Raw genomic sequence first — 21,292 nt, forward strand, 5'->3', positions numbered from 1 at the left:
ATCAGCTTCTTGATTTTATTGCTTTCTTTTGCGCCAGATTAATCTATGTTTCCTTGATTCTATAAAATCTGTGCTTAGGATTAATTGATTATCACGAAATTCAAAATTTCTAATTTGTTTTTGACCCACCCAATTAGGGAATGAACTTATTTTAATATGATGAAATACTTGATTTGATTTTTCATTCACCTCGTAAGTTCCGCTATAAGCAATAAATCCGTTATATGCCGAAAGAATTTCGTCTCGCTGACCTTCTAGAGGGTCATCTGAGACAAATTTTGCCCGATTAGGTTTCATTATTTGAACCGACATATGCCCATCATCATTATATACAATTTCACCAATTGCATCTGGTCCAAAAGGATATGCAATATGACCTTCCATCGATTCCGCTCGCCACTCATATAACTCCCATGAACCTTTAAATTGGGTTATACTTATTTTTGAATTGTCCATTGAAAATTAGGTTTATTAATTTGTGTGTCTCCATTATTTGGATATCCAATCCTAATTTGATTTATTTTTGAAGACATATATAAAATAGTCAGTCCTAAAGCTTAATCCACTTTAGATAATGATTTAATTTTATGATTTGCATTAGCATTATTTGAATTAAGTTCAAGGGATTTTTTATAATTTTCAATAGCCTTTTCATTATTTCCTAAAGTTTCAAAGGCTTCGCCTAAACTATCAAAAGCATTATATGACTCGGGGTAATTCCTGGTGTTTAATTCAAAAAAGGTTAGAGCTTTTACTTTCTCACCTTGGCTATTGCCTTGTAACATGCGATAAGCTACTCTATTAACAAGTTCTTCAGGAGGTTTCATATCCCATGATAACCTTTGAGAAAGCTTCTGGAAATGTTTTGAAAGTTGTTCTGTAGTTTCAATGGATTGGTAGTTTATACCATAACCATCAAAAATCGCTGAAATCCCATTATAAAAAGCAATTGGAGGTACGGAGCCATGGTTTTCGTTTTCGAAATATTCAAGTTTGGCATTAAATTCATTTTTACTTTTGCTATGTAGGGCTTCATAAAAACGAATATGCCGATCTCGATTTCTAATGTTTCTCCTGCCCCAATTTGCGGTTGCTATATATAGAAAACGCCGGAATGAATTGTCAGTGACGCTTTCTAATTTACTATCCATTGTTTCTGCATCCCAAGTGCCGAAGCTAGGGTCAACTGCTATGAAAGCATTAAAATTTGTTTGTGCTTTGAGGAATGTATGGACCGCCAATAAACCCCCAAGAGAATGCCCAAAAAGAATTCGGTATGGTTCTGTTCTATAGTTTCTTTCCAATTCGGGGATCAGTTCATTTTCTAAGAAACTCAAAAATTGTTCTCCCCCTCCTGAGTCATTTTTCCTTATGGTGACCACCTTGTCAGGGGTAAAATCTCTAAGCCTATTCACATTTTGTATTGCAACAACAATCATTTCCGGAATTTTAAGGTTACCATTGTATCCAGTGCTCATATAGTTTACCATTCCAGAAATGGATTTAAAATGCGCATTCCCATCAAGTATCATTAGAATAGGGTATTTTTTATAGGATAATTCTGCTTTGTGGTAAGATTCAGGTAGGTTAACCCAATACTCGCGTTCTTCATTTAGAAGGGTTGACTGTATAATATGCTTAGATCCAATAACAATACCATTTTCATTTTGGGATTTTAATTGATGTATGCCAATTAGGAATAAAATGATTGCTAAAAGGTGATGTTTCATTCTTTTAATTTTTGTCAAAGTAATAGAATCCTTTAAACTTTATGTGTTTTGAACAGTTATCGTTCTTGAGTTGATTTATGGGATGGTTATTATACCCTCTTCAAATCCCAATTTTGTGAGCCCAAGTTGTTCAATACTAAATAAATGAGCGTAATCAACATTTAAGGTATGGCTAAGCAATAATTTGGTATTATAAGGTAAGTACAAATTATGCTCCCCATCCAGTGTCCAATAATTATCCTCAAACCCCCTCAGCATTTTAACCATACCTTTTCGAATTTCAGGAAACTTGGTTAATGCTGAATTCATATCCATCTCTAAGTAATAATTTTCAGCAGAAGGAGGAGAATATGATTTTATCTGTGGAAATGGTTCATTCTTAAATTGTTTGAACCTTCCCGTTAAAATATCCTGAGCCTCTACCAAATGACATACTTGTTCATGGATACTCCATTTGTGTTTTACCCTTCTAATTTTAAAAAGGCCTTCAGGGATTTGGTTGAGCAAACTTTGAAGAATTAAAGGTGTTCTTTCCAAACATTCTATGATATAATTAACCTCTTTCATCCTAATAGCTGGTTTATAGAAATACGAGCATAGTTGCTAAACTAAGATACTAATTTGGGGAAAATGAGTAATCTGGACTAGTTCTGAGTTAATTTCCGATTTTTAGTATCCTAACCGCACCTTGGATTACAAGAATAAAAACAATAGTCCCTATTATTAAATCTGGTTTATTGGAGTTTAGCCAATTTACAAGTAGACCAGCTACAATTACACCAATATTAATTATAACATCATTAGAGGTAAAAATCATGCTTGCCTTCATATGGGCCTCTTTCTTACTCTTAGATTTTTGAAGGAGATAAAGACAAATACCATTGGCGATTAATGCAAAAATTGACACAATAATCATGGTCGAAAAATCGGGAATATTTTCACTTCCGAAGAAGCGTCTTAATACTTCTATAAAACCAATGACGGCCAATAAAATCTGAAAGTAACCTGCGATATTGGCGATTTTCTTTTTCCGTATTACTGAGCCTCCTACTGCAAAAAGACTTATCCCATAAACAAATGAATCGGCAAGCATATCCAAGCTATCAGCAACTAACCCCATAGATTTGGAGATCAATCCTGTTGTCATTTCAATAATAAAAAATGCAAAATTGATGGATAAAACAGTCCATAGAAGTTTCTTTTGACCTGTATCTTTCTCAAAATCCACAGGGTCGATTTGTTCCGTTCCTAATCTTTTAGTGCCAAGATTCAATTTTTGAAGAGATCTTTCAATTCCCTCAATTTCAGAAGTATGAAAAATGGTGAGTTTTCTGTTTGGAATGTCAAAATCTAGATGTTTAATTGAGGAAAATTCGTCCAAGTTTATTCTAATGAGATTTTCTTCAGAAGGGCAGTCCATTTTTGATATTTCGAAAATTGACTTTTTCATTATAATAGTATAATAGAAAGATTAGCAAAAATACTAGACTTTTTGTTGCTCCTATAATCCTCTTGTCTTTGGGTTAAATTTTGGTTCTCTAGTCGATTCTGTAATCAATTTTCGAAAAGTTGCCGTTTCCTGATGAAAGAAGCAAATATGGTCGCCATTACTATTAGTATTGTCAGTTCATAAGGTTTTCCTTTATACATATGTATGAACACAATTACAGTCATATACAGCGACAACAGTAAAGTGCCTATGAAGATTGTCTTATTGTACAGAAACATGGCCGTGGCAACCAAAAGAAATATACCGGTTGAAATCATAATGGCACTGTTAGTAATAATTTTATCAGACTGGTTTGAATTGAGAATTTTATCAAATGCATTCAGTATGAAAAACAATGAAATTATCATTGAAGGTAACCAGATTAATAGGGTTTTTAAAAATTTATCGTTTTTCATTGGGTTGAATTTAGTTGTACTTTATAATTTGAGAAACTGATAATAGCTTTAAAATTGTTTTAAATACAAGGTGAACCAATTAGTTGCCTTGTCTACATATTCAATCGGTGGTTCATGACCAGCATTATATTCAACGAATTCTTTTTCCTTTATCGGAATTCGATTAAAGATTTCTTCTGCTTCTTCCATTGAATATAGAGGGTCTTCATTCCCCATAAACATTAAAAAGGAACTGCTATTAACATAGCTGGCAAATGTACACACATCAACCGCTTGCAAATCTTTTCGTCTTAGCGGTGGAACTACCCCCGCAATAGCAGTTTTTATTCTTGCATCTATGCTTGTAAGTTCAAATGTGATTAATGCCCCCATACTTAATCCAAGCATACCAATTTTTGAAGTTTCGAATTCACTTCGGGTCGCTAAATAATCAAACGCCCTGCGGTATTCTGTTGCGGTTTGAATCACCATTTGCCGAAATTCATTCGGATATGAAAATGGCCAAGGAGGGCTGTTATAACCATATTCCCATGCTCTTTCACCATGATTTACTGCGTCTAGAATAATTACTGCAAAGCCAGCCTTGACTAAAGACGTTGTCATAAGGCCACCCTTCGGCCAGCTATCATCCTGAAACCACCGCTCTTTTGAGCCAAATATACCATCCACAAGGGCAACCACAGGATGGGGTTCTGTTTTGTTTTTCGGGATTACTATATAGGCCGGAACTATTGAGTTATTGATTCCTTTAAATACAATTTTTTCCCTTATGCCATAGTCAAGCTCTTGGGTTCCTACAACCCTTGCATCTAATGGAATATTCTTGTCGTATTCATAAAATTGGACAATTGTTTGAAATTCGGTTTCGCTTACATTTGGCAACAAATTCTTTTCTAAACTCTCTTGACCAAACGCAGAAGTTAAAAGCAACAGATAAATAAATGCCAAATTCACAATATTTCTTAGTTCCATGTCTTTTGAGTTAACTGGTTAGTAATAATAAAGTAGGCTGTTTCTAAAATAAAGCTGCGTTGGTCGAGAACAATTATCGTAAATGGGTTATTTGGCATTTAAGGTAATTGTTATCAGCCTAGATATAAATTAATGAACCCTTGCAATTATTCTAGTTTCAGAAATGATCCTTTATCCATTGGGTCCAACGCTTATAGACATCTTTTCTATGAACAGGGTCAGCAGGAAAATGTCCCGGAATCGGATAAGCTACAAATTTTGTTTCCGTACCGTTGTCTTTTAAGTTATGAAATAGTTTGTACGATTGGGTAACCGTAACCCTTTGGTCTAATGTATTAGACAAAATAAGTGTAGGGGTCTTAATTTGGTGTGCATATGTAATGGGCGATTGTTTGCGGTAATTTTCTGCATTATCATTTAGCCACGGCGATCCGCCTAGACCATAACCTGCCCAAATATTCATATCAGCCATATTATACCAATCAAACCAATCGGTTACCGCCGCACCTGCAACAGCAGATTTCCAGCCTTGGTAATGGGAGGTTAACCAAACCGTCATATACCCTCCATAGGACCAACCTGATACTGCCATTTGGCCATCATCGATAATCCCCATCTTTTTTATTGCTTCAATGCCAGTCATCACATCCTTACCTGGACCTTCACCTGCATCATTTATAACGGAAGTTTGATAGGCTTTCCCTAGATTATTGCTGCCCCTATAATTTGGTTGGAAAACAATCCAACCGTTTGAAGCGAAGGCTTGTGCGAAAAAATTAAAAGTTTCAAGGGAAGCACCCATGGGTCCGCCATGTATGTATAATACCAAGGGGTATTTTTTACCATCGGTAAAATCGGGGGGATAGGTTAATACACCATCTTCATAAAAATCATCTTCTCCCTTCCAGTTGATTGAGCTTACCTTTCCTAGTTTTAAATTGGAAATAGCATCATTAAATGAACTTAATTTAATAGGAGTACTGTTAGGGGTCTTCATATAATACAGTTCGGAAGCCTTTTGAGAAGTAGAACCAATGAATACAATTTGATCTGCTGGTCCAATATCTATGTTGCCAAGTGACGGTAAAATTCCTTTTGTATCTATTTTCTTTAAGTCCCCACTTAAATTCCCTCTCCATAAACTCACCTTCGTTCCATCAGACGCTCCGGTTAAAAAGGATTGATCCCTAAACCAAACATGATCCCTAAGGTTACGGTCTATGTCTTTAGATATATATTTGGACCCACTTCCCATTAAGTCAGCAGAGAATATGCCATTAGGATTAAAACCGGGTTCTGGGCCAACTGCTTTGCTGTATAACACGAGAGATCCATCTTTAGAAAATGATGGATTGGAAGGTACTCCGGGTCCTTTGTCCAGAACAGTGGTTTCCTTCGTTTCTATATCAATAAGTTGTAGGGAATTTTTTAAAAATTCGGAAGAGTGCGGCTTTGGCTTTACCGTAAATACTAATTTTTTGCTATCCGATGACCATTGAAGGCTTCCTGCATTAATGCTTTCACCCAATTCCCCTGAAGTTAATTTGATTTTATTATCTCCATTTTCGGAACATATCCAAATATTGGTAGGTCTTGGTTCTTCCTCTGCCAAATACCAATCGTAGCCGACTTCAAAAGATTTGTTGTGCTTTTCAACTCCACTCTTTTCAATAATAGAATCTTTTTCAATGAACGCGAATAAATGGCCATCAGGACTCATTTTATAATCCATGATTCCAACTTTGCTATTCGTTACCTGCAGGGCCTCACCTCCTTGAAGGGGCATTTTAAATATTTGAGGTTTCTTGTTTTTTCCTGCTGAAAGAAATGTAATAGACTTGCCATCTGTCGACCACTCTGGAGAATTAATGCTAGGTCTATCGTGGGTTAAGGCCTTTTTTTCGCGGGTATTTATATCGACCAACCATAAAGTGTTTATGTATTTATTGTCCTCAAAATCTGCTTTTCTGCTTAATAAAAGAATGTTGTTTCCGTCAGGACTTATCTTTGGATTACCCAAATCAACTAACACATCAAAATGATCCAAGGTTAAAATTGATGATTGGGCCTGAATTTTTTGGAAGTTCGGAACACTAAAAAATAGTAGGGTAAATAGGATTACGGTTGGGGCCAATCTAAACTTTTTCATTTTGGTTGATTTAATAATTGGATAGGAATACGTGTATAAATACTCTAACAATTGGTTGCTAACTAAGATACTAAAATGACAGCACTCTTTTTAAGTAGAGAATAGCAGGGCGTATTGAATTGTGATTTCCAAATTATTAAGAATAAATCAGAACTTAATTATTTGTCATAATACCACAATAAGTGTTTAAAGAAAAATGCTTCTTGGCTCGTGGTGATGGACAAAATATCTATTTTACTGGAATTGGAATTGACAAATTCCAACAGTTTTTGCTTTTTATAGAATTCCTTCACTTTTAATTTTCTTTCCATTACTATGAGTTTTTGAATCAGTAAATATCGCCCTTCTTTAATGCTATTTAACCCTTTTTTAGATTCGAGGAATGTAAATGTGCAATCTTCCATTTTCCATTTTCCATAATCATTACTAAAGTTCGTCGCGACAACGAACTTTCGCCGCTACCTAAATGGAAAGTAACAATTGCAGTGTTTTGATAGGTTTGAATATTAATGTCCTTCGGGCTTATTTGTAATGTTCTTGTATTTTCTGAATCATTAAATTCTGGAAAAACTGTAAGCCAAACAGCATCAATGTCCTTTCTCCCTTTTACCCTTTTTGCATGCTCCCACAAAGGATAGAAGATAGTAGCATCCTCGGTAAAGGATTCCTGAAATGTTGTCCAATCAAAATTATTAAAGGCTGTTATAAAATTAGTTGCAGCTTCCATTGCGGACTCTGACTGCTCATTTTGTGCCTTGGCATTGAAGTGAATTATTAAGGAGAGTATAAGAAAAATAAGTCGGGATTTTGTTTTCATTGCTTTAATTCAAATAATTCAACTTGTTATGGTTTATGAATAGTTGGTGTGATTACTATTCTTGATCAGTTGGTTTTTGCTCGTCGACGGACTTATACATTCCTTCAGATATTTCTATGTCGGTATCCACAATTTCATCTATATGATTCTGAAATTCTGGAAAGAATAATTCCCTTCGCAACTTCCAGAAAAGGCGAAATCCAGGCTGGTCTTTTACACCAATAGCGGCTTTTGTAATGGATTCTTCTATGTGTGAATCTAGTGTTCCCTGCTGACTTAAATAGTAACTGTTTTGAAACGTTAAAAACAGACCGTGCAAACTTATAATGACTTGAAACCGTTCTTCTGAGGTTAAGGCTTCAGGGTCAGCCATGAAATTATAAAAAAGGCTACTTGATTGTTGGTTATTACCCATTTCATTATACCAAGATGAAATGGTTGCAACCGTACTCGCGGCTGTGGCGGATTTGGTTGCTTTTGTGTTTTCTGTGAATTGGATGCCAACAAAAATTAGTGAAATGACAATCGCGATAGCACCCACTATTTCAGTAATAATACTGATCTTTTGAATTCTGTTTTCCATGTTCTTTCAAAAAAATAGGTTAGTTATTTGTAGGTCCAACAATATGAAAAACGGGGAGTTATGTTGATTGTATCTAAGATAGTAAAATGAAGGGATTTTGGGTAGGGGAGTATATTTCTGCAAGAAATTTTCTAGAATATTACAGTTACAGCTTGTTGTAATGGTTATTTAACTTTTTAATTCTTCAATAAAAGTTGCGACTTGTTTTTCAGAATAATGCCCGTTGAATTGAAAATAAGAACCAGTTTGATTAATCACTAAAACACCAAAACAAGACTTTTTTCTTTTGAAGAAATTATCTAAAAGAAAATCATCGGCATCATCAAAATAGGTGATGTTGTCAAGTTTATTTTTTACACGTTCTCCATTTGATAGCACCTGAATATACAAGCAATTTTCGGTATCTATAGTGGCATAAAAATCTTTCCGGAATTTCTTTCCTTGTGAAGTTATTTTATTATTATCAAAATGGCAGCTAGAAATGGGTTGGTTGTAGTGAATGATTAAAATTTCTTCATTATCCCAACCATAAGTTGATTGTATAAATTGTAACTGTTCCGTACTTACTTTATCAGCAAAATCATAATAAATAGGTTTATTATTTCCTAAGGTTGTAGTAGTGGAGGTTGAAGAACAAGACGTTATGAATATCGACAATAGGGTAAAGAATATAATTTTGTTCATGTAAGGCTTTGGGGTTGGTGCAATTTATTAATGAATTTGGGCTAAGATAATAAAATTAAGGAGTTTTGGTTGGTGAGGAAATTACGAAATGCAATCGCAAATAATGGTTGCTAAAACCTGTAGGGTTTAATTATTTATCCTTTTTTCAAATAGTATTTTTCTAACTCCAAAGTCTGTATCCCATTGTTTTATTTCTTTGAATCCTAGTTTTTTATATAACTCTGTAGCTGGATTGTTTTTAACACCTGTTTCAACAATAAAAAGTTTAGAATCAAATTTATTAAATGTGAATTCTATCAATTTTCTTCCTATTCCACGTCTAAAAAATTTCGGGTTCACAACCAAACTATTGATGTCTGTGAGTTGTTCTGTTTGTTCAATTTCTATTACACCAGCCAATTCATCCTCTTCAAAATATCCATAGAAATCATTAGGGCTTTTAAGAAAACTTTCAAAAGGTCTTTTAAGAGGAGGAAAGTCATTTGCCTTTAAAAGTTCTGCTTCAACAGCATATGATAATTGAAAAACAGAAAAGATCTGTTTTGATGTTTCTATATCACTGTTTTGGAGTTTTTTAATCATGGTACTTTTGCGAGTTATTGATCCTAATTAAGTTCAATAGTTTAGAACAAGCGATTACTTATAGCTTATTCAGCTTAGTTTATTCCTCCAACACATGTAATAGTTTTTCAATGCTTTGTCTTGCTTTCTCGTTTTGATCTATTCGAAAATGATAAGTTCGTAATAATGAAAGTGCCCTGTTGTTAAATAATCTGTATTGGTCCGAATTTAGATCTAATCTCCAGTCATTTGGGTTTTCTGACCTATTTGTTGGAGTTTCATAAAATGAAAGCATGTCAACCGCATTTTCAAATTCAAGATCACTCAAGACCCATTTTTGAACTACTTCCGCGCGGTTTTTTTCATAAAAGTCCTGAACGGCTTTAAATTCTAGTATGGCATGTTTGGTCTTGTCGCTAAAAATTTCAAGGCTTCCGGTATTAATGATATCATCAACGGTATAGGCAATGCTTTGGTAGTAGTCGCCGAAATAACTAACGTCAGGCATTTTTTGGATTAAGACATCAATTCCCTTATCGGGATTTATAAAATAGGATAAATAATTAGTTATTTCTTTCCGTTTAAGAAAGCACATAGTGTCTAATTGATTCAATCTATCTAAATCGGTTCTTAGTTCATTAATAAGGGTTTTATTGTAGTTTATTGCTTTTTGTTTCTGTTTTGAAATATCATTCGCATTATTGATTTGTAGTGCAATCAAAATTCCAATAACTACTAATATTACTTCTCCTATAGCATAAATAAAATACCGAGTAAATTTATTTTCAGACAGCAAATTTTGTCTAATATTTCTAAAGAATTTTATCATTGGGTATAGATGGTTATCACTTAATAGTTATTTGAATATTGTTTATTTCAGAATTTTGCACTTTCATAGTTTGCCAACTCCTATTTGTTCCACTTCTCCAGAACCATTCTAGTGGCCCAAATCTATATTTACTAAACCACCACTTACTAAAATATATCTGTCCTATAAAAAAAAGTAGTCCGAGTAACAATGCCACTGTTCCTGATAATTTCAATAACAAGCCTAATCCGTAACCGTAAAAAATGAAAATTCCGAAAGCAGATTGTAAAACATATGTTGTTAGACCCATTTTTCCGACGGGTATTAATTGTTTTACTATTTTCTGTGTTTTAATTGATTTATATAGAAGAAGTACTAATCCAATGTAAAGAAGTGGAATAAAAATATTAGAGACATCCTTGGCAATAGACCCAACAAATCGAGTCAATTCAGAATTTGCTGGTGCTGACAAATAGAAATTAATTACGACTAATGGAATACCAATAAATGCCGTAACAAGAATTAATTTTTTAAGTGGAATTTTTTCGATATTCTCGTGCCATTTTTTTCGTCCAACCCAGAGACCCAATAAAAACAAACCCGGTATTACCCAAAGCCTACCACTAAATTTCAGATAATTATACTTATTGATAAATCCTATCGTACTATTTGAAACAAGTAGCTTTTGGTATTCGCCATCGAGGATTAATTGAAAGTAATTCATAGCCATTTCTACCGGATTTGGATTTATCGCGCCAGGTTGATTTACCGGAACTGGCGGCTGAATAAGTGCAATGGCTTTAATAAAATTACCGGGAACATTCAACGCAAAGAACAATCCAAGAATCAAAATTAGCTTTGTTGGGAATTTTCTAAATGGAATTAAAGCCATTCCAAATACAGCATACACCGTTAAAAAATCTCCACGATAATGTATATGGTGGATATACCCAATAAGAAAAAGCAAGACAAGGCGCCAGGCAAATTTTAAAGCACTGGAATTTTCCTTTTGGCCTAATATCAAATAGAAACTTAATCCGAAAAGCATTGAGAAAATCGCATAAAATTTCCCTACAAATAAATTTTGAATTATAGTTTGAGAAACTGAATCTATTGGAAAAATCATATTAAATCCCACGTACTTCGGCGGCGTGAAGCTTGCTGGATAGCCTTGAAACATATGCGTCATTATGATGCCAAATAACGCAAAACCTCTCATTGCATCTATTTCCTCAATTCTCTTCATTAGTCTTTTTGGTTGTTAGTTTGATAAGCTTTTTTATGGCGCAGCGTATGTTTTAAAAGATCACTAACGTCTTTTATTTTTCAGCTTTGTGTAGGTATAAGACTAAGATAGTAAAATGATGGAAATTTGGCGGCTCGTAAATTCCAAATAGCCCTATTAATTATGGGAGATATGAAACCATAGGTTTTCTGAAAAATTAACCGCTTTAAATTTCAATTAAGGCATAGATAAGCCCGATTACTATATTGAGCAAAACACAGCTAATTCCTAAGGCATATTTCCATTTTGGGATTAAGCCCAGAGAAACCAAATAGCCCATTAAGATTATTATTCCATATAGGCTTGGATAAATAATATAGATGAAACCCCCATGGCCCGAACTAGCTGAAATTTCAGCATTTAAGGCAATTGTAGTGGAAAGGAAAATTGAAATGATTATTGCCATTAACATAAGGGCCGAAACAGATGTGAAGGGTTTTGTTTTGTTATCTTCTAATAGCTGATTTTTAGCTAAGATTATGGAATATAAAATAACGATGAAGATTAATCCTATAAAGATAAATTTCAAGTCTTGATTTTTTTAATGGTGTACAACTACCTCCTTTAAGAACCAATTTAATGCTTTATACACATTGATGTGGTTTCGTTTTCAAAGGATTGTGTTTATGCTTTTTATTAGGTTGTCAATAGAGCTAATTAATGAATCCATAGCATAAAAAACGGCTCTTAATTCCGCAAACCTTGCTGTATACATACTCGCAAATTCTCGATTATTGAAAAAAGCTTCAAGGTCATTTGTAAAATATTTTTTATTCGATTTCAGAATTGTGTTGTCTGTCAATCTATTAGCTTGTTCACTCGGATTGGAGAGGCTTTGTGTATACATATCTAAAATACTAAAGTGATTAGTGAGATATGGTAACTCAATTTCTTTCCAGTATTCTTCAAATCTATCAAGAGTAACATTGACGTTTTGGATTTCTGAATTATACACTAATAAATTGTTCTTAATCTCACCCGTTAAAAAGGCGCTATAATAACCAGAATTAATAAAATCACTAAGTGACGTTGTTGTTAAAGATTTAAGTCTTAGTGGGCCTAATTTTCCTATTTTATTTAAAAGGAATAGATCTTTATCATCCAAATCCATGTTTTTATTTAATGAATCGATCAGATTAAGGCTATTTCTGATTTGGGCATTTACGACATCTATATTAAATTTCAATTTTTCCTTATTGGATATTAATTCGGCCCTAAGTGTAATTAAGTTGTTTTTTGTGTTGGCTTCAATATTCCTTTTATCATTTAGATTATTAACTTGAAGTGCTATTAAAATTCCAATTACAACAAGAATTATTTCTCCAAGAGCATAAAAGAGGTACTTGCTGAATTTGTTTTCAGAGATTAGTTTTTGTCTAATTTTTCTAAAGAATTTTATCATTGGTTATTGGTAATATAAATGAAGCACAACGTGTTTGGTTATGGGTTCGTTGCAGAAATATCCTCAGGGCTCTTTTTGCTGTAGTTGAACAATAGCAAATTTGAGTTAAATCCTGACACGTAAGGCCATTTTAATTTCGTATAGTCCCCATTGTATTTTAGGTTTTTAATATTGATTCTTTATAAACTGCTTATTTTATATTTCTAAGTTTAATTTCCCTATTTAAGTTTGAAATGATTTTTTGATAAGTAGCCATCAGTCGATCACAGTGTATGGTTAGAATGTACAACTGATTAATATTTTTTGAAAGCAGGTTCTGGTACTCCAAATCATTGATAAAGGACAGAGTTTGGCTTTTTATTTCATCGTTGTAATTCTCATAGTTAGATTGCCAAAGGTTTCCTTCAGAAGTGAAGGCAGGGACTCTTCTTAGCCTGGTTATTAAGTAATTACTTAAATTAGTGTTTGCGTCCTGCCACTTGTCCTCATCATCATCCCAAAATTTTACTTGATTAGGCCATGAGATTAATAATTTTTTTAAAGTATCATTTTTAATATTATCAATTTGACCAGAATTTACTAACCCATTCAAAACAGTGTTTTGAGCGGCCCAGCTACCTCCAAAGAAGCCCTTAGGATATGCCTCGAATTTGGTTTCGAAAGGAATGGAGTCGTTTGTGATGAGGTTCCAGTACTTTAAACGATCTGAATACGCCGAATTCCTGCCTTGACATATATTTTGCAAACGCTTTATATTCCAGTCAAATTCATTTTTCAGGGCTACCAAAGCATTGTTTTCTGCTATGTTGTCTTTTCTTTCTTCATTCCAATTGTTAATTTGCAATGCGATCAAAATTCCAATAACCACGAGGATAATTTCACCAATTGCATATTTAATATACACTTCAGTTTTATTTTCCATAAGTAAGTTTTGGCGAATTTTCCTGAAGAATTTTATCATTAGTAAGCGGTTGGTTATACAAAGTTGTGTGTAATGTTTTAATCAATCCTCATTTCCGTTTTCAATTCTCCAAGGTGGGTTTAGTCTATTTTCACCGCCATAAAATAATATCAGTTGATTTCCGTCAACATCTTTTAATCTTGCTTCTCTCCACAACCACTTTTGGTCAATCGGTTCTTGGTCAAATTCAATTCCTTTAGTTTTTATTTTTTCAACTTGTTCGTCAAGATTTTCGCATTCAAAATACACATAAATTCCATCTCCATTTGGTAATTCGTCTGTTAAATGGATTGAAAAGGTAGAGTTTCCATTTGGGCATTCAAATCTTGCGTAGTGTGGTAGGGATTTCACAATTAATTTAAGTCCCAAATTTTCATAAAAAGGAATTGATTTTGTCAAATCCAAAGAGGGTACTGTTACTTGGTTCAAATTCATGTTTTATTCGTCAGTTTACATTACACGCAACGGTTTGTATAACGCAGCGTTGCGTTGGTCTAGAACTAAGATAGTAAAATGAGGGAACTTTGGTTGGCGAGTGGATTCCGATTAGGAAGCCACGAAGCAATGGGCGTTATACGTTGTTGTGCGGCGTTTTATAATTTTTTAATGTCTTTTATTTTTTAAATCTTTTAATTATATAATCTATGGCTAACCCCAAAACTCCTGAAACAAAAACATCTATAATTAAAGAGCTAAATGAAATTTTTGGTTTGGTTTCCAAGCAATCAACGCATTCACCACTAAAAACTGTATAAAACGTTATGGGAAAGCCATAGGTGTCAGAACCGTCAATAGGCGTTTGAATTTTCATCGTTATCAATGTGAGGAAAAGAAAAATTAATAACGTAAAAAGTAATATTCTAATTAAGCTCATTCAATGACGCACAACGTATGGATAAACGCATAATTGCGTTTATATCTTTTATGTCGTCAACACAAATCTAATGGATTTAAACTAGTTGTTGTTGCTAGCGGGTATCACTTTTGTTTTAAGAGAAATTCCTTGAACTCCTCTGTGGAATAATTGGCCATGCCTTTGTGGGTAAGAACTAAATTGCCATTGGCATCAATAATATAGGTGGTGGGGATAGTTGATGATGATTGAAATTGTTGGGGTAATGCACTTCCCGGGGTATAAATAGGAAGGTTAAAGCCTTTTCGGTTGTTAAAATCAATGGCCTTGTTGAAATCTTGGTCTAGTGACAACATTACAAAGACAACTTCATCCTTTACTTCTTCATGCAATTTTGCAATATTCGGCATTTCGGCCACGCAGGGAGGGCACCAGGTAGCCCAAAGGTTTAAAAAGATAACTTTCTCTCTAAAATCTTCCAAAGAGGTTATGTTGCCCTTATCGTCAATTAGTTTCAAATTATAATTCACCTTTATAGGTGCTTCATTTGAAGTATCTGCATCTACAGATTCTTCACTAACATCGGGGTTCATCAAGCCTGTTGCTAAAATACCTCGTTGCGCAAAACCAATTACCTCCGTATGTAGTCCCGTAACATATAATACCACAGCAACGGCTATGAAAATTCCGTATTCTATCAAGGACTTTTTTGTTTTTGGCTTCATATATTCTTTGCTGAAGTACCTGGCAATAGGTTTGTTAATTGCCGCAAGGTTGTTTAAACTTTAAGAAAGACAAAGATAATAGAAGGGTTGATTGTGCTTCGTAACCATTGTTACATACCTTCAACCCACAGTTGTAAGCATAAGCTAAATGGGTAGATTTAAATTTCATCACCCATTCTAATTGGTGATTTCATTAATTATCTTGGAACAAAAAATAACATCCAATCGATCTAGCTCAATAAGGGTAATCCATTCTCCATTTTGGTCGGTCCAATCATAAAAGGATGGTAATTCTTCAGGAAGTTCACCGGTTAATTCTTTTACAAATTTACAAGCGGTTAAAAATGCTCCCAACTCAGATGGATGACTGCCATCATTTTCATAGAGCTTTATAGTGGGCCGAATTTGTTTGGCTTTTTCCCAGGTGTCGCCAACATGAACAATACCTGCATTATTTTCTTTGGCCGCCTTAGTATAAACTTTTCGAATTGTTTCGTTGTATTGAGGTACTTTTTCCCGAGCCCAGGTCGAATAGAAATAGGGTTCAGCCCCGTTCTGTCTAATATAATTGGAAAAGTTTTTGGCGTACAATAACAAACTGTCTGGGCGCACAATTGCTCCCATGCTATGGTCCTGAAGCACTACAATATTAAATTTTCCGTTTTTAATCTTTTCCAAAGTTTTCAAATCTCGTTCTCCATTCCAATGTTGGTTTAACCATGCACCTCCAGCCACACTTTTTGATGTGATTAATTTTGTTCTTGTATGGTCTGAAATTAAGGAAACCAAATGGGGGATATTAGACATATATGTATAGCTGTTACCTACAAAAAGAACCCTTAAGGTATCTTTGGGTTGTTGGGAAAAACTTTGTCCTGTCAATAGCACAAAAACAATAACCAACAATTGGTTTAATTTTTTCATAGGAATGTTATTTGGGGTGTAATTGATATCAATGAAGTAATTAGTTGATTGATTACTAAGATACTAAAATGATTAGACTCTAATAATGAATTTTAGAATGCAGGAATCCTTCCTTCAATTTAAACATTGAATTTTACCTTGTATTTTTTGTTCTCTAGTCGCTTAGGATTTACCTATGAAGGCTATTTTCCTTCTTTTCGTTTTTTGCTCATCCCGATAATAAAAAAGAGTCCTCCAACCGCAATAAATACCGTTCCTAATGAACCTGTTTCGTCGCCTAGAGAAGTGGAAAAGCTAACCCCAAGAGCTATAAAAATGATCCCGAGGAAAATATATCGTTTATAAGGTTCTAGTTTTTTAGTCATTCTATCTGTTAATTATGAGAGAGGGGGTTTAAGTTTTGTATTAAAGTGAATCCAAGAATTTAAAAATGGCAATATAGGCCTCTTCTAACTCCTTGCTATTTGGACTATGGAACGCTTCGGGCTTAAAAACTACCTTATCCTTTTTGCTATCTAATTTTTGAACAAATGTTTCAAATGTTTGAGGTGGAACTTGGTCGTCCTTTCCTCCATGCCACACTAAAATAGCAGGATCATTTGCATCCAAATAGGTTATAGGCTCATAAATCGCTATGGTTTCCTTTGTTTCATAAGGGTGACTCAACGGGAAAAGTGCCTTCCCGGCCTTGCTAAAAAGTTCATTTTCATGATCTACAAAAATCTTTTCTATATCATCTAGACCGTCAACCGGACCTGAAAAGTTGATTACCCCGACAATCCTAACTCCCTTATTTAATTTATGTGTATAGTTGGGGTTGTTTTGTGTGAGGCCTACAATTGTTGCCATATGAGCCCCTGCGGAAAACCCCGTCACGATTACATGTTTTAAATTCAAGTTGTAGGCCTTGTTGTTTGCCAATAGATAATTCAGTGAATTGGTTAAATCAGAGGTTGCCATGGGGATTCCTCTTTTTAATCTATAATTTATATTAACCACATTTAACCCCTTCTTCAGATAGGGTTGTATATACCTCTCCTCCTTGGTTTTATCGCTCAAATAATAGGCGCCACCATGGATAAAGACAATGGTAAAATTGTTCTTGCCATAAGACTTGGCCTCATCGGATAGGTAAATATCCATTTTCTGTTCATCATCCCTTCCATAAGAAACATCCTTCTTGATTGAATAGGTAGTTGCTATTTCTTCCTCCGATTTATCTGGAATGGAAGTCAAATTTTTAGAGCAACTGCTTAAAAGCAAAAAGTAACATATGGATAAAGAGATAGCGATGTTTTTCATTTTAATGGATTTACTTTTTTTTCAAATGTTTAATTATTATGCCAAGTTGCCCTAAATGGTAAAGATCGTGATGTAACATGCCGTTTATTAAAAAACTGTAGGGGTACATGGCTTTAAAATCGGTATCGTAATATTCCCCCTTGAGGAAACTGTCGTCCTTTGTCTTTAATAAATTGATTAATTCTGTGAGGGTTTTGTTGTATTCAGATAAAATATAATGCCACCCCAAGGGTTTAAGTTGTTCGTTGGTCAACCAGTTTTCCTCGCAGTCATCTGTTTTGCTTCCTGTGCCGGTTTGGATTTTCAAAAGAGCTTCTTTTCTCCAAAAAGTTAGATGCGAAATGATTTCAGCAATACTGTGCAAGTCATCTTTGGGTCGTACAAAAACTATGGGTTCATTTAATTCTTCTAGTTTGCTTTTATAGGAACTGCCTACCCAAGGTTTTCCGTTTTGAACTTCTTCCAATTGTTGAATTATATGATTTATTAGAGAGTTCATGCGTTATTAAGTTAAATAATGAAATGTATTTTCATTCTTCCAACAATTCAAGAATAACAAGATAAGCACAATGATCTGAGGCAATGGTGTCGCAAATGACTTCCGTTTCAAGTATTTTCCATCGGTGCTTTGGATAAAACATCACATAATCAATTTTTATGGATGGCTTGTCTGATGGATAAGTTAGTCTAGGGTCATTTTTATTGTAAGAAGAGGTCCATAATTGCTCAAGTATATTAATGGGAGAACTACCGGGAACGTCGTTTAGGTCTCCAGCCAAAATGGTTGGGTATTTATTTAAGGAAAAGACTTCATTGATTTTTGTCGCTTGGATTATTCTGTCTTTATCATCAGTTAAATGATCTAAGTGGGTTCCAATAAAAGCAATAGTGTCGCCTGATGAGAGCACTGTTGTAATTTCCAAGGCAGCCCTAGGTTCGTTCCCTGGGTAGTGAGGCAAGGCAATATTGCGACTTTGTAAAAAGGAATATTTAGATAAAATGCCTTCTCCATATTCTCCACCATCATATGGCATGGCTCTGCCAAAAATGGGAGCCATTTTGGTTCTCCACCCAAGCTCGGTTACCAAATCATATTTTTTGGCTCTATTGGTTTTAAAATCAACTTCCTGCATAGCCACAAAATCTGGATTTGCATCGGTGATTATTTTGGCAATTACATCCAAATTGAAATCGCCTTTAGTAGTTGCGCCATGTAGAATATTAAAAGATAATACACGTACCATCTTACTACCATCAACCGTAGTTTGGGACCACACAGAGTAATTGCAAAAAAGAACAATGAGAATTAGATAGTGACCAAATTTCATAGTATAATAGTGCTTTACTAGGATTACCTGCAATCCTAATAATTTGCCAAAAGGCGATTCAGTCCTCGATGGTTATTAATTCTAATCCCCTTTGTTGAATTCGCCTTTATCTACATCCTTAATGAAATTTATAACAGCAGGGAAGAAGGTGTCTGGGTCATCAAATTGAGATACATGACTACCATTTGTTATAACGCTCCGGCCATTCTGTACTTCTGTTGCCATCCATTTCATATGTTCGGGATCCATAGTATCGTATTTTGCACCAAGTATTAAGGTAGGCACGCTTATCTCCTTTAATCTATCCGTTATATCCCAGTTTTTGAGTGTAGCATTACCCGAAATGCCAAATTCACTATGGCCCTGCATGTATACGTAGATGTTTGGATTTAAATGTTCAAACAGCAGATTTATAGACTTAGGCCATTCTTCCACTGGCATTCTAAGGATATGTTCTGTATAATAATGGTTCATTAGAAGCTCACTATATCTTGGGTCATCAAATTCTTGATTCGCTTCCATATCCATAATTTCCTTGAAAATATCAGGATCCATTTGTGGCCCTAGCACCTCATGGGCATATTTACCATATGCAGGCGCGCTTGCCATCATATTACAAACGACAAGTCCCTTAAGGTTATCCTGATATTTTAAGGCATATTCCATGGCCAGTATGCCACCCCAAGATTGACCAAGCAAGTAAAAATTGTCTTTAGTGAGGTTTAGTGCTTTTCTTACCTGTTCCACTTCTTCCACAAAATGCTCGGTGGTCCAAAGGGTAGAATCGTTGGGTTTGTCGCTATAATAAGAATCGAGTTGGTCGTAATAAATGTATTCTATTTCTTCTTTAGGTAGAAATCCTTCAAAATTTCCGAATTCCTCATGCGTTCCTCCTGGGCCTCCATGAAGTAACAGTAGACGCATTTTAGGGTTGTTGCCCACGCGCTTTGTATAGACATTAAATGTTCCTTTTTCGGTTTCAATAGGAATCATTTTAATGCCACCCGTAAGTTGGTCATCGCTATTGGAATAATCAAAATATGAAGATGTTTCAGATTCTGTAACAGTCTCTTTTTTGTTATCGGCACAGCTACTTACGAATAACAGAATAACCAGTGTAAAGGATAAAAATTTCATTTGTGTTTTTTTGGTTAGTTGAAGGTTTTATTGTCCACTAACGGCAGGTAAACTTAGCAGTAACTTTGGGCTTCACTAAGATAATAAAATAGGGTGAGTCGAGAAGATGATAGCCCCAATATCTGTTGGGAGAAGTTGGGTAAAGAGTTTAATAATTGATATTCAAATAGATTCTATTTTCCTTTGGCAAGGCCGTAAATAATATTAATCGGGAAAATTAATTGGCCGATAACGATAAGAAAAAGGATAAGGTAGATAGCTAATGTAAAATTGCTATTGAAATCATTGCCCAAAGATTTGGTTCTATTAAATTGAATTAAAATGCCAATTGCTAAAGTTCCTCCTAATGTTAAAATAATGTGGGTCCAAGTAAGCCATTTGGATAATTTTCTCTCGGCTTTATGAACCATCCAATATCCAATTCCGATGATTCCAAAAAGTATGGCAATTCCAAGGGTCAAGTACAAATAAGAAACAATTAAATAAGTGTCTTTAATATTTATATCGAAGCTAGCGTCTCCACTAAAAACGCCCATTAAAATTAATATTGGGATGGCAGTTAAATAAACCAAATGAGGTTTTTTGGTCAGATTATTCATTTCAGATTTAGGTATTGATGTATGGTTAGCGTCAAGTTAATCATTTCCAGTTTTTTATGTCCGGGATCATTTCCGAAATAAGGTTTGTGTCTGATATGAAAATGATTTTTTTCAATTTTACCTTTTTAGCGGTCTCAAAAATTTTAATGTTTAACAGTTCATTTTTTGAATCATAAAACAAGTTTAAATAATCCGTGCTTCCAGTTGAGGTTAATTTAAATTTCGGATTTAGCTCTTTTGCCAGTTCATGAAATCGGGCGTTATCAATTGATCCTTCACTTTCAACTTCAATCATCCTAACAAGGCTTTCTTTATCAAACTTAAATTTAATTGTTTCAGATGCCCCTAAGGTCTTAAACTGATAGTGATTGTCAGAAGTTTTATTTGCTATTAAGTTATTGTCGCCAAAGTTTTTTTGAATGGTCTTGTAGCTTGAATTAATTTGGGAGTAACCTAAAGAGGAGAAAAATAATAGAACTATTGCTAATAAGTTATTCATGATAATTTGGGTTTCCAAGCTTAGGTGCTAGCATTTTTTCTAATTTTAAGATGCCATATTCTCAAAAC

General features: G+C 34.4%; 28 protein-coding genes. All 28 read right to left on the minus strand.

Features of this window, described 5'->3' with window-relative positions; translation table 11 throughout:
- Window positions 1-15: 15 nt before the first annotated feature.
- The 28 genes from ISU00_RS07700 to ISU00_RS07835 all read right to left on the minus strand — a co-directional run bounded on the left by ISU00_RS07700 (window position 16) and on the right by ISU00_RS07835 (window position 21,224).
- Window positions 16-456: a lipocalin-like domain-containing protein gene (locus tag ISU00_RS07700; RefSeq protein WP_228853476.1), complete on the minus strand. Its 441-nt coding sequence runs from the start codon at window positions 454-456 to the stop codon at window positions 16-18.
- Window positions 457-557: 101 nt separating this feature from the next.
- Entirely contained in the window at window positions 558-1,730 is a 1,173-nt protein-coding gene (locus ISU00_RS07705) for an alpha/beta hydrolase-fold protein (RefSeq protein WP_228853477.1), read from the minus strand.
- Window positions 1,731-1,805: 75 nt separating this feature from the next.
- Window positions 1,806-2,297 carry a DinB family protein gene (locus ISU00_RS07710; RefSeq protein ID WP_228853478.1) on the minus strand — a complete coding sequence of 164 codons (492 nt, stop codon included), beginning with the start codon at window positions 2,295-2,297 and terminating at the stop codon, window positions 1,806-1,808.
- A gap of 88 nt (window positions 2,298-2,385) precedes the next feature.
- Window positions 2,386-3,180 carry a cation transporter gene (locus ISU00_RS07715; RefSeq protein ID WP_228853479.1) on the minus strand — a complete coding sequence of 265 codons (795 nt, stop codon included), beginning with the start codon at window positions 3,178-3,180 and terminating at the stop codon, window positions 2,386-2,388.
- 104 nt (window positions 3,181-3,284) lie between these two features.
- Entirely contained in the window at window positions 3,285-3,635 is a 351-nt protein-coding gene (locus tag ISU00_RS07720) for a hypothetical protein (protein ID WP_228853480.1), read from the minus strand.
- A 48-nt stretch (window positions 3,636-3,683) separates the two neighbouring features.
- On the minus strand, window positions 3,684-4,607 hold the full coding sequence (locus ISU00_RS07725; RefSeq protein ID WP_228853481.1) for an alpha/beta hydrolase: 924 nt from the start codon (window positions 4,605-4,607) through the stop codon (window positions 3,684-3,686).
- A gap of 157 nt (window positions 4,608-4,764) precedes the next feature.
- Window positions 4,765-6,756 carry a S9 family peptidase gene (locus ISU00_RS07730; protein WP_228853482.1) on the minus strand — a complete coding sequence of 664 codons (1,992 nt, stop codon included), beginning with the start codon at window positions 6,754-6,756 and terminating at the stop codon, window positions 4,765-4,767.
- A 158-nt stretch (window positions 6,757-6,914) separates the two neighbouring features.
- The gene (locus tag ISU00_RS07735; RefSeq protein ID WP_228853483.1) at window positions 6,915-7,067 is read right to left on the minus strand and encodes a hypothetical protein; all 153 of its coding nucleotides are present in this window, start codon (window positions 7,065-7,067) and stop codon (window positions 6,915-6,917) included.
- A 47-nt stretch (window positions 7,068-7,114) separates the two neighbouring features.
- On the minus strand, window positions 7,115-7,573 hold the full coding sequence (locus ISU00_RS07740) for a YybH family protein (protein WP_228853484.1): 459 nt from the start codon (window positions 7,571-7,573) through the stop codon (window positions 7,115-7,117).
- 55 nt (window positions 7,574-7,628) lie between these two features.
- On the minus strand, window positions 7,629-8,156 hold the full coding sequence (locus ISU00_RS07745) for a hypothetical protein (RefSeq protein ID WP_228853485.1): 528 nt from the start codon (window positions 8,154-8,156) through the stop codon (window positions 7,629-7,631).
- Window positions 8,157-8,324: 168 nt separating this feature from the next.
- Window positions 8,325-8,840: a hypothetical protein gene (locus tag ISU00_RS07750; RefSeq protein WP_228853486.1), complete on the minus strand. Its 516-nt coding sequence runs from the start codon at window positions 8,838-8,840 to the stop codon at window positions 8,325-8,327.
- Between the two features lie 126 nt (window positions 8,841-8,966).
- Entirely contained in the window at window positions 8,967-9,422 is a 456-nt protein-coding gene (locus ISU00_RS07755; RefSeq protein WP_228853487.1) for a GNAT family N-acetyltransferase, read from the minus strand.
- A 79-nt stretch (window positions 9,423-9,501) separates the two neighbouring features.
- Window positions 9,502-10,230: a DUF6090 family protein gene (locus ISU00_RS07760; RefSeq protein ID WP_228853488.1), complete on the minus strand. Its 729-nt coding sequence runs from the start codon at window positions 10,228-10,230 to the stop codon at window positions 9,502-9,504.
- Between the two features lie 16 nt (window positions 10,231-10,246).
- Entirely contained in the window at window positions 10,247-11,455 is a 1,209-nt protein-coding gene (locus ISU00_RS07765; RefSeq protein WP_228853489.1) for a DUF418 domain-containing protein, read from the minus strand.
- A gap of 205 nt (window positions 11,456-11,660) precedes the next feature.
- Window positions 11,661-12,023 carry a hypothetical protein gene (locus ISU00_RS07770; protein ID WP_228853490.1) on the minus strand — a complete coding sequence of 121 codons (363 nt, stop codon included), beginning with the start codon at window positions 12,021-12,023 and terminating at the stop codon, window positions 11,661-11,663.
- Window positions 12,024-12,104: 81 nt separating this feature from the next.
- Complete coding sequence (locus ISU00_RS07775) at window positions 12,105-12,896, minus strand: hypothetical protein (protein ID WP_228853491.1); 792 nt, start codon at window positions 12,894-12,896, stop codon at window positions 12,105-12,107.
- A gap of 190 nt (window positions 12,897-13,086) precedes the next feature.
- On the minus strand, window positions 13,087-13,818 hold the full coding sequence (locus ISU00_RS07780; protein WP_228853492.1) for a DUF6090 family protein: 732 nt from the start codon (window positions 13,816-13,818) through the stop codon (window positions 13,087-13,089).
- Window positions 13,819-13,899: 81 nt separating this feature from the next.
- A complete protein-coding gene (locus ISU00_RS07785; RefSeq protein ID WP_228853493.1) occupies window positions 13,900-14,292 on the minus strand; it encodes a VOC family protein in 393 nt (130 codons plus the stop codon).
- Window positions 14,293-14,470: 178 nt separating this feature from the next.
- Window positions 14,471-14,668, minus strand: a complete 198-nt coding sequence (locus tag ISU00_RS07790; protein WP_228853494.1) for a hypothetical protein — start codon at window positions 14,666-14,668, stop codon at window positions 14,471-14,473.
- A gap of 167 nt (window positions 14,669-14,835) precedes the next feature.
- A complete protein-coding gene (locus ISU00_RS07795) occupies window positions 14,836-15,435 on the minus strand; it encodes a TlpA family protein disulfide reductase (RefSeq protein ID WP_228853495.1) in 600 nt (199 codons plus the stop codon).
- Between the two features lie 177 nt (window positions 15,436-15,612).
- A complete protein-coding gene (locus ISU00_RS07800) occupies window positions 15,613-16,359 on the minus strand; it encodes an SGNH/GDSL hydrolase family protein (protein ID WP_228853496.1) in 747 nt (248 codons plus the stop codon).
- 182 nt (window positions 16,360-16,541) lie between these two features.
- Window positions 16,542-16,724 carry a hypothetical protein gene (locus tag ISU00_RS07805; protein ID WP_228853497.1) on the minus strand — a complete coding sequence of 61 codons (183 nt, stop codon included), beginning with the start codon at window positions 16,722-16,724 and terminating at the stop codon, window positions 16,542-16,544.
- A 40-nt stretch (window positions 16,725-16,764) separates the two neighbouring features.
- The gene (locus ISU00_RS07810) at window positions 16,765-17,661 is read right to left on the minus strand and encodes an alpha/beta hydrolase (RefSeq protein WP_228853498.1); all 897 of its coding nucleotides are present in this window, start codon (window positions 17,659-17,661) and stop codon (window positions 16,765-16,767) included.
- Window positions 17,662-17,671: 10 nt separating this feature from the next.
- On the minus strand, window positions 17,672-18,160 hold the full coding sequence (locus ISU00_RS07815; protein ID WP_228853499.1) for a DinB family protein: 489 nt from the start codon (window positions 18,158-18,160) through the stop codon (window positions 17,672-17,674).
- Window positions 18,161-18,191: 31 nt separating this feature from the next.
- Window positions 18,192-18,989, minus strand: a complete 798-nt coding sequence (locus ISU00_RS07820; RefSeq protein WP_228853500.1) for an endonuclease/exonuclease/phosphatase family protein — start codon at window positions 18,987-18,989, stop codon at window positions 18,192-18,194.
- An 81-nt stretch (window positions 18,990-19,070) separates the two neighbouring features.
- Window positions 19,071-20,126: a proline iminopeptidase-family hydrolase gene (locus tag ISU00_RS07825; protein ID WP_228853501.1), complete on the minus strand. Its 1,056-nt coding sequence runs from the start codon at window positions 20,124-20,126 to the stop codon at window positions 19,071-19,073.
- Between the two features lie 173 nt (window positions 20,127-20,299).
- A complete protein-coding gene (locus ISU00_RS07830) occupies window positions 20,300-20,725 on the minus strand; it encodes a hypothetical protein (protein WP_228853502.1) in 426 nt (141 codons plus the stop codon).
- 40 nt (window positions 20,726-20,765) lie between these two features.
- Complete coding sequence (locus ISU00_RS07835; RefSeq protein WP_228853503.1) at window positions 20,766-21,224, minus strand: hypothetical protein; 459 nt, start codon at window positions 21,222-21,224, stop codon at window positions 20,766-20,768.
- Window positions 21,225-21,292 lie beyond the last annotated feature (68 nt).

The sequence above is a fragment of the Aegicerativicinus sediminis genome, assembly GCF_015476115.1.
GTDB lineage: Bacteria > Bacteroidota > Bacteroidia > Flavobacteriales > Flavobacteriaceae > Aegicerativicinus > Aegicerativicinus sediminis.

Bases quoted from the DNA above. Each gene is read 5' to 3' on its own strand.
- ISU00_RS07750 (WP_228853486.1), bottom strand. From the start codon at position 8,840: ATGAACAAAATTATATTCTTTACCCTATTGTCGATATTCATAACGTCT.
- ISU00_RS07730 (WP_228853482.1), bottom strand. From the start codon at position 6,756: ATGAAAAAGTTTAGATTGGCCCCAACCGTAATCCTATTTACCCTACTA.
- ISU00_RS07805 (WP_228853497.1), bottom strand. From the start codon at position 16,724: ATGACTAAAAAACTAGAACCTTATAAACGATATATTTTCCTCGGGATC.
- ISU00_RS07780 (WP_228853492.1), bottom strand. From the start codon at position 13,818: ATGGAAAATAAAACTGAAGTGTATATTAAATATGCAATTGGTGAAATT.
- ISU00_RS07785 (WP_228853493.1), bottom strand. From the start codon at position 14,292: ATGAATTTGAACCAAGTAACAGTACCCTCTTTGGATTTGACAAAATCA.
- ISU00_RS07735 (WP_228853483.1), bottom strand. From the start codon at position 7,067: ATGGAAAGAAAATTAAAAGTGAAGGAATTCTATAAAAAGCAAAAACTG.
- ISU00_RS07710 (WP_228853478.1), bottom strand. From the start codon at position 2,297: ATGAAAGAGGTTAATTATATCATAGAATGTTTGGAAAGAACACCTTTA.
- ISU00_RS07810 (WP_228853498.1), bottom strand. From the start codon at position 17,661: ATGAAAAACATCGCTATCTCTTTATCCATATGTTACTTTTTGCTTTTA.
- ISU00_RS07760 (WP_228853488.1), bottom strand. From the start codon at position 10,230: ATGATAAAATTCTTTAGAAATATTAGACAAAATTTGCTGTCTGAAAAT.
- ISU00_RS07815 (WP_228853499.1), bottom strand. From the start codon at position 18,160: ATGAACTCTCTAATAAATCATATAATTCAACAATTGGAAGAAGTTCAA.
- ISU00_RS07720 (WP_228853480.1), bottom strand. From the start codon at position 3,635: ATGAAAAACGATAAATTTTTAAAAACCCTATTAATCTGGTTACCTTCA.
- ISU00_RS07820 (WP_228853500.1), bottom strand. From the start codon at position 18,989: ATGAAATTTGGTCACTATCTAATTCTCATTGTTCTTTTTTGCAATTAC.
- ISU00_RS07825 (WP_228853501.1), bottom strand. From the start codon at position 20,126: ATGAAATTTTTATCCTTTACACTGGTTATTCTGTTATTCGTAAGTAGC.
- ISU00_RS07765 (WP_228853489.1), bottom strand. From the start codon at position 11,455: ATGAAGAGAATTGAGGAAATAGATGCAATGAGAGGTTTTGCGTTATTT.
- ISU00_RS07835 (WP_228853503.1), bottom strand. From the start codon at position 21,224: ATGAATAACTTATTAGCAATAGTTCTATTATTTTTCTCCTCTTTAGGT.
- ISU00_RS07775 (WP_228853491.1), bottom strand. From the start codon at position 12,896: ATGATAAAATTCTTTAGAAAAATTAGACAAAAACTAATCTCTGAAAAC.
- ISU00_RS07740 (WP_228853484.1), bottom strand. From the start codon at position 7,573: ATGAAAACAAAATCCCGACTTATTTTTCTTATACTCTCCTTAATAATT.
- ISU00_RS07725 (WP_228853481.1), bottom strand. From the start codon at position 4,607: ATGGAACTAAGAAATATTGTGAATTTGGCATTTATTTATCTGTTGCTT.
- ISU00_RS07705 (WP_228853477.1), bottom strand. From the start codon at position 1,730: ATGAAACATCACCTTTTAGCAATCATTTTATTCCTAATTGGCATACAT.
- ISU00_RS07700 (WP_228853476.1), bottom strand. From the start codon at position 456: ATGGACAATTCAAAAATAAGTATAACCCAATTTAAAGGTTCATGGGAG.
- ISU00_RS07795 (WP_228853495.1), bottom strand. From the start codon at position 15,435: ATGAAGCCAAAAACAAAAAAGTCCTTGATAGAATACGGAATTTTCATA.
- ISU00_RS07755 (WP_228853487.1), bottom strand. From the start codon at position 9,422: ATGATTAAAAAACTCCAAAACAGTGATATAGAAACATCAAAACAGATC.
- ISU00_RS07745 (WP_228853485.1), bottom strand. From the start codon at position 8,156: ATGGAAAACAGAATTCAAAAGATCAGTATTATTACTGAAATAGTGGGT.
- ISU00_RS07790 (WP_228853494.1), bottom strand. From the start codon at position 14,668: ATGAAAATTCAAACGCCTATTGACGGTTCTGACACCTATGGCTTTCCC.
- ISU00_RS07800 (WP_228853496.1), bottom strand. From the start codon at position 16,359: ATGAAAAAATTAAACCAATTGTTGGTTATTGTTTTTGTGCTATTGACA.
- ISU00_RS07715 (WP_228853479.1), bottom strand. From the start codon at position 3,180: ATGAAAAAGTCAATTTTCGAAATATCAAAAATGGACTGCCCTTCTGAA.
- ISU00_RS07830 (WP_228853502.1), bottom strand. From the start codon at position 20,725: ATGAATAATCTGACCAAAAAACCTCATTTGGTTTATTTAACTGCCATC.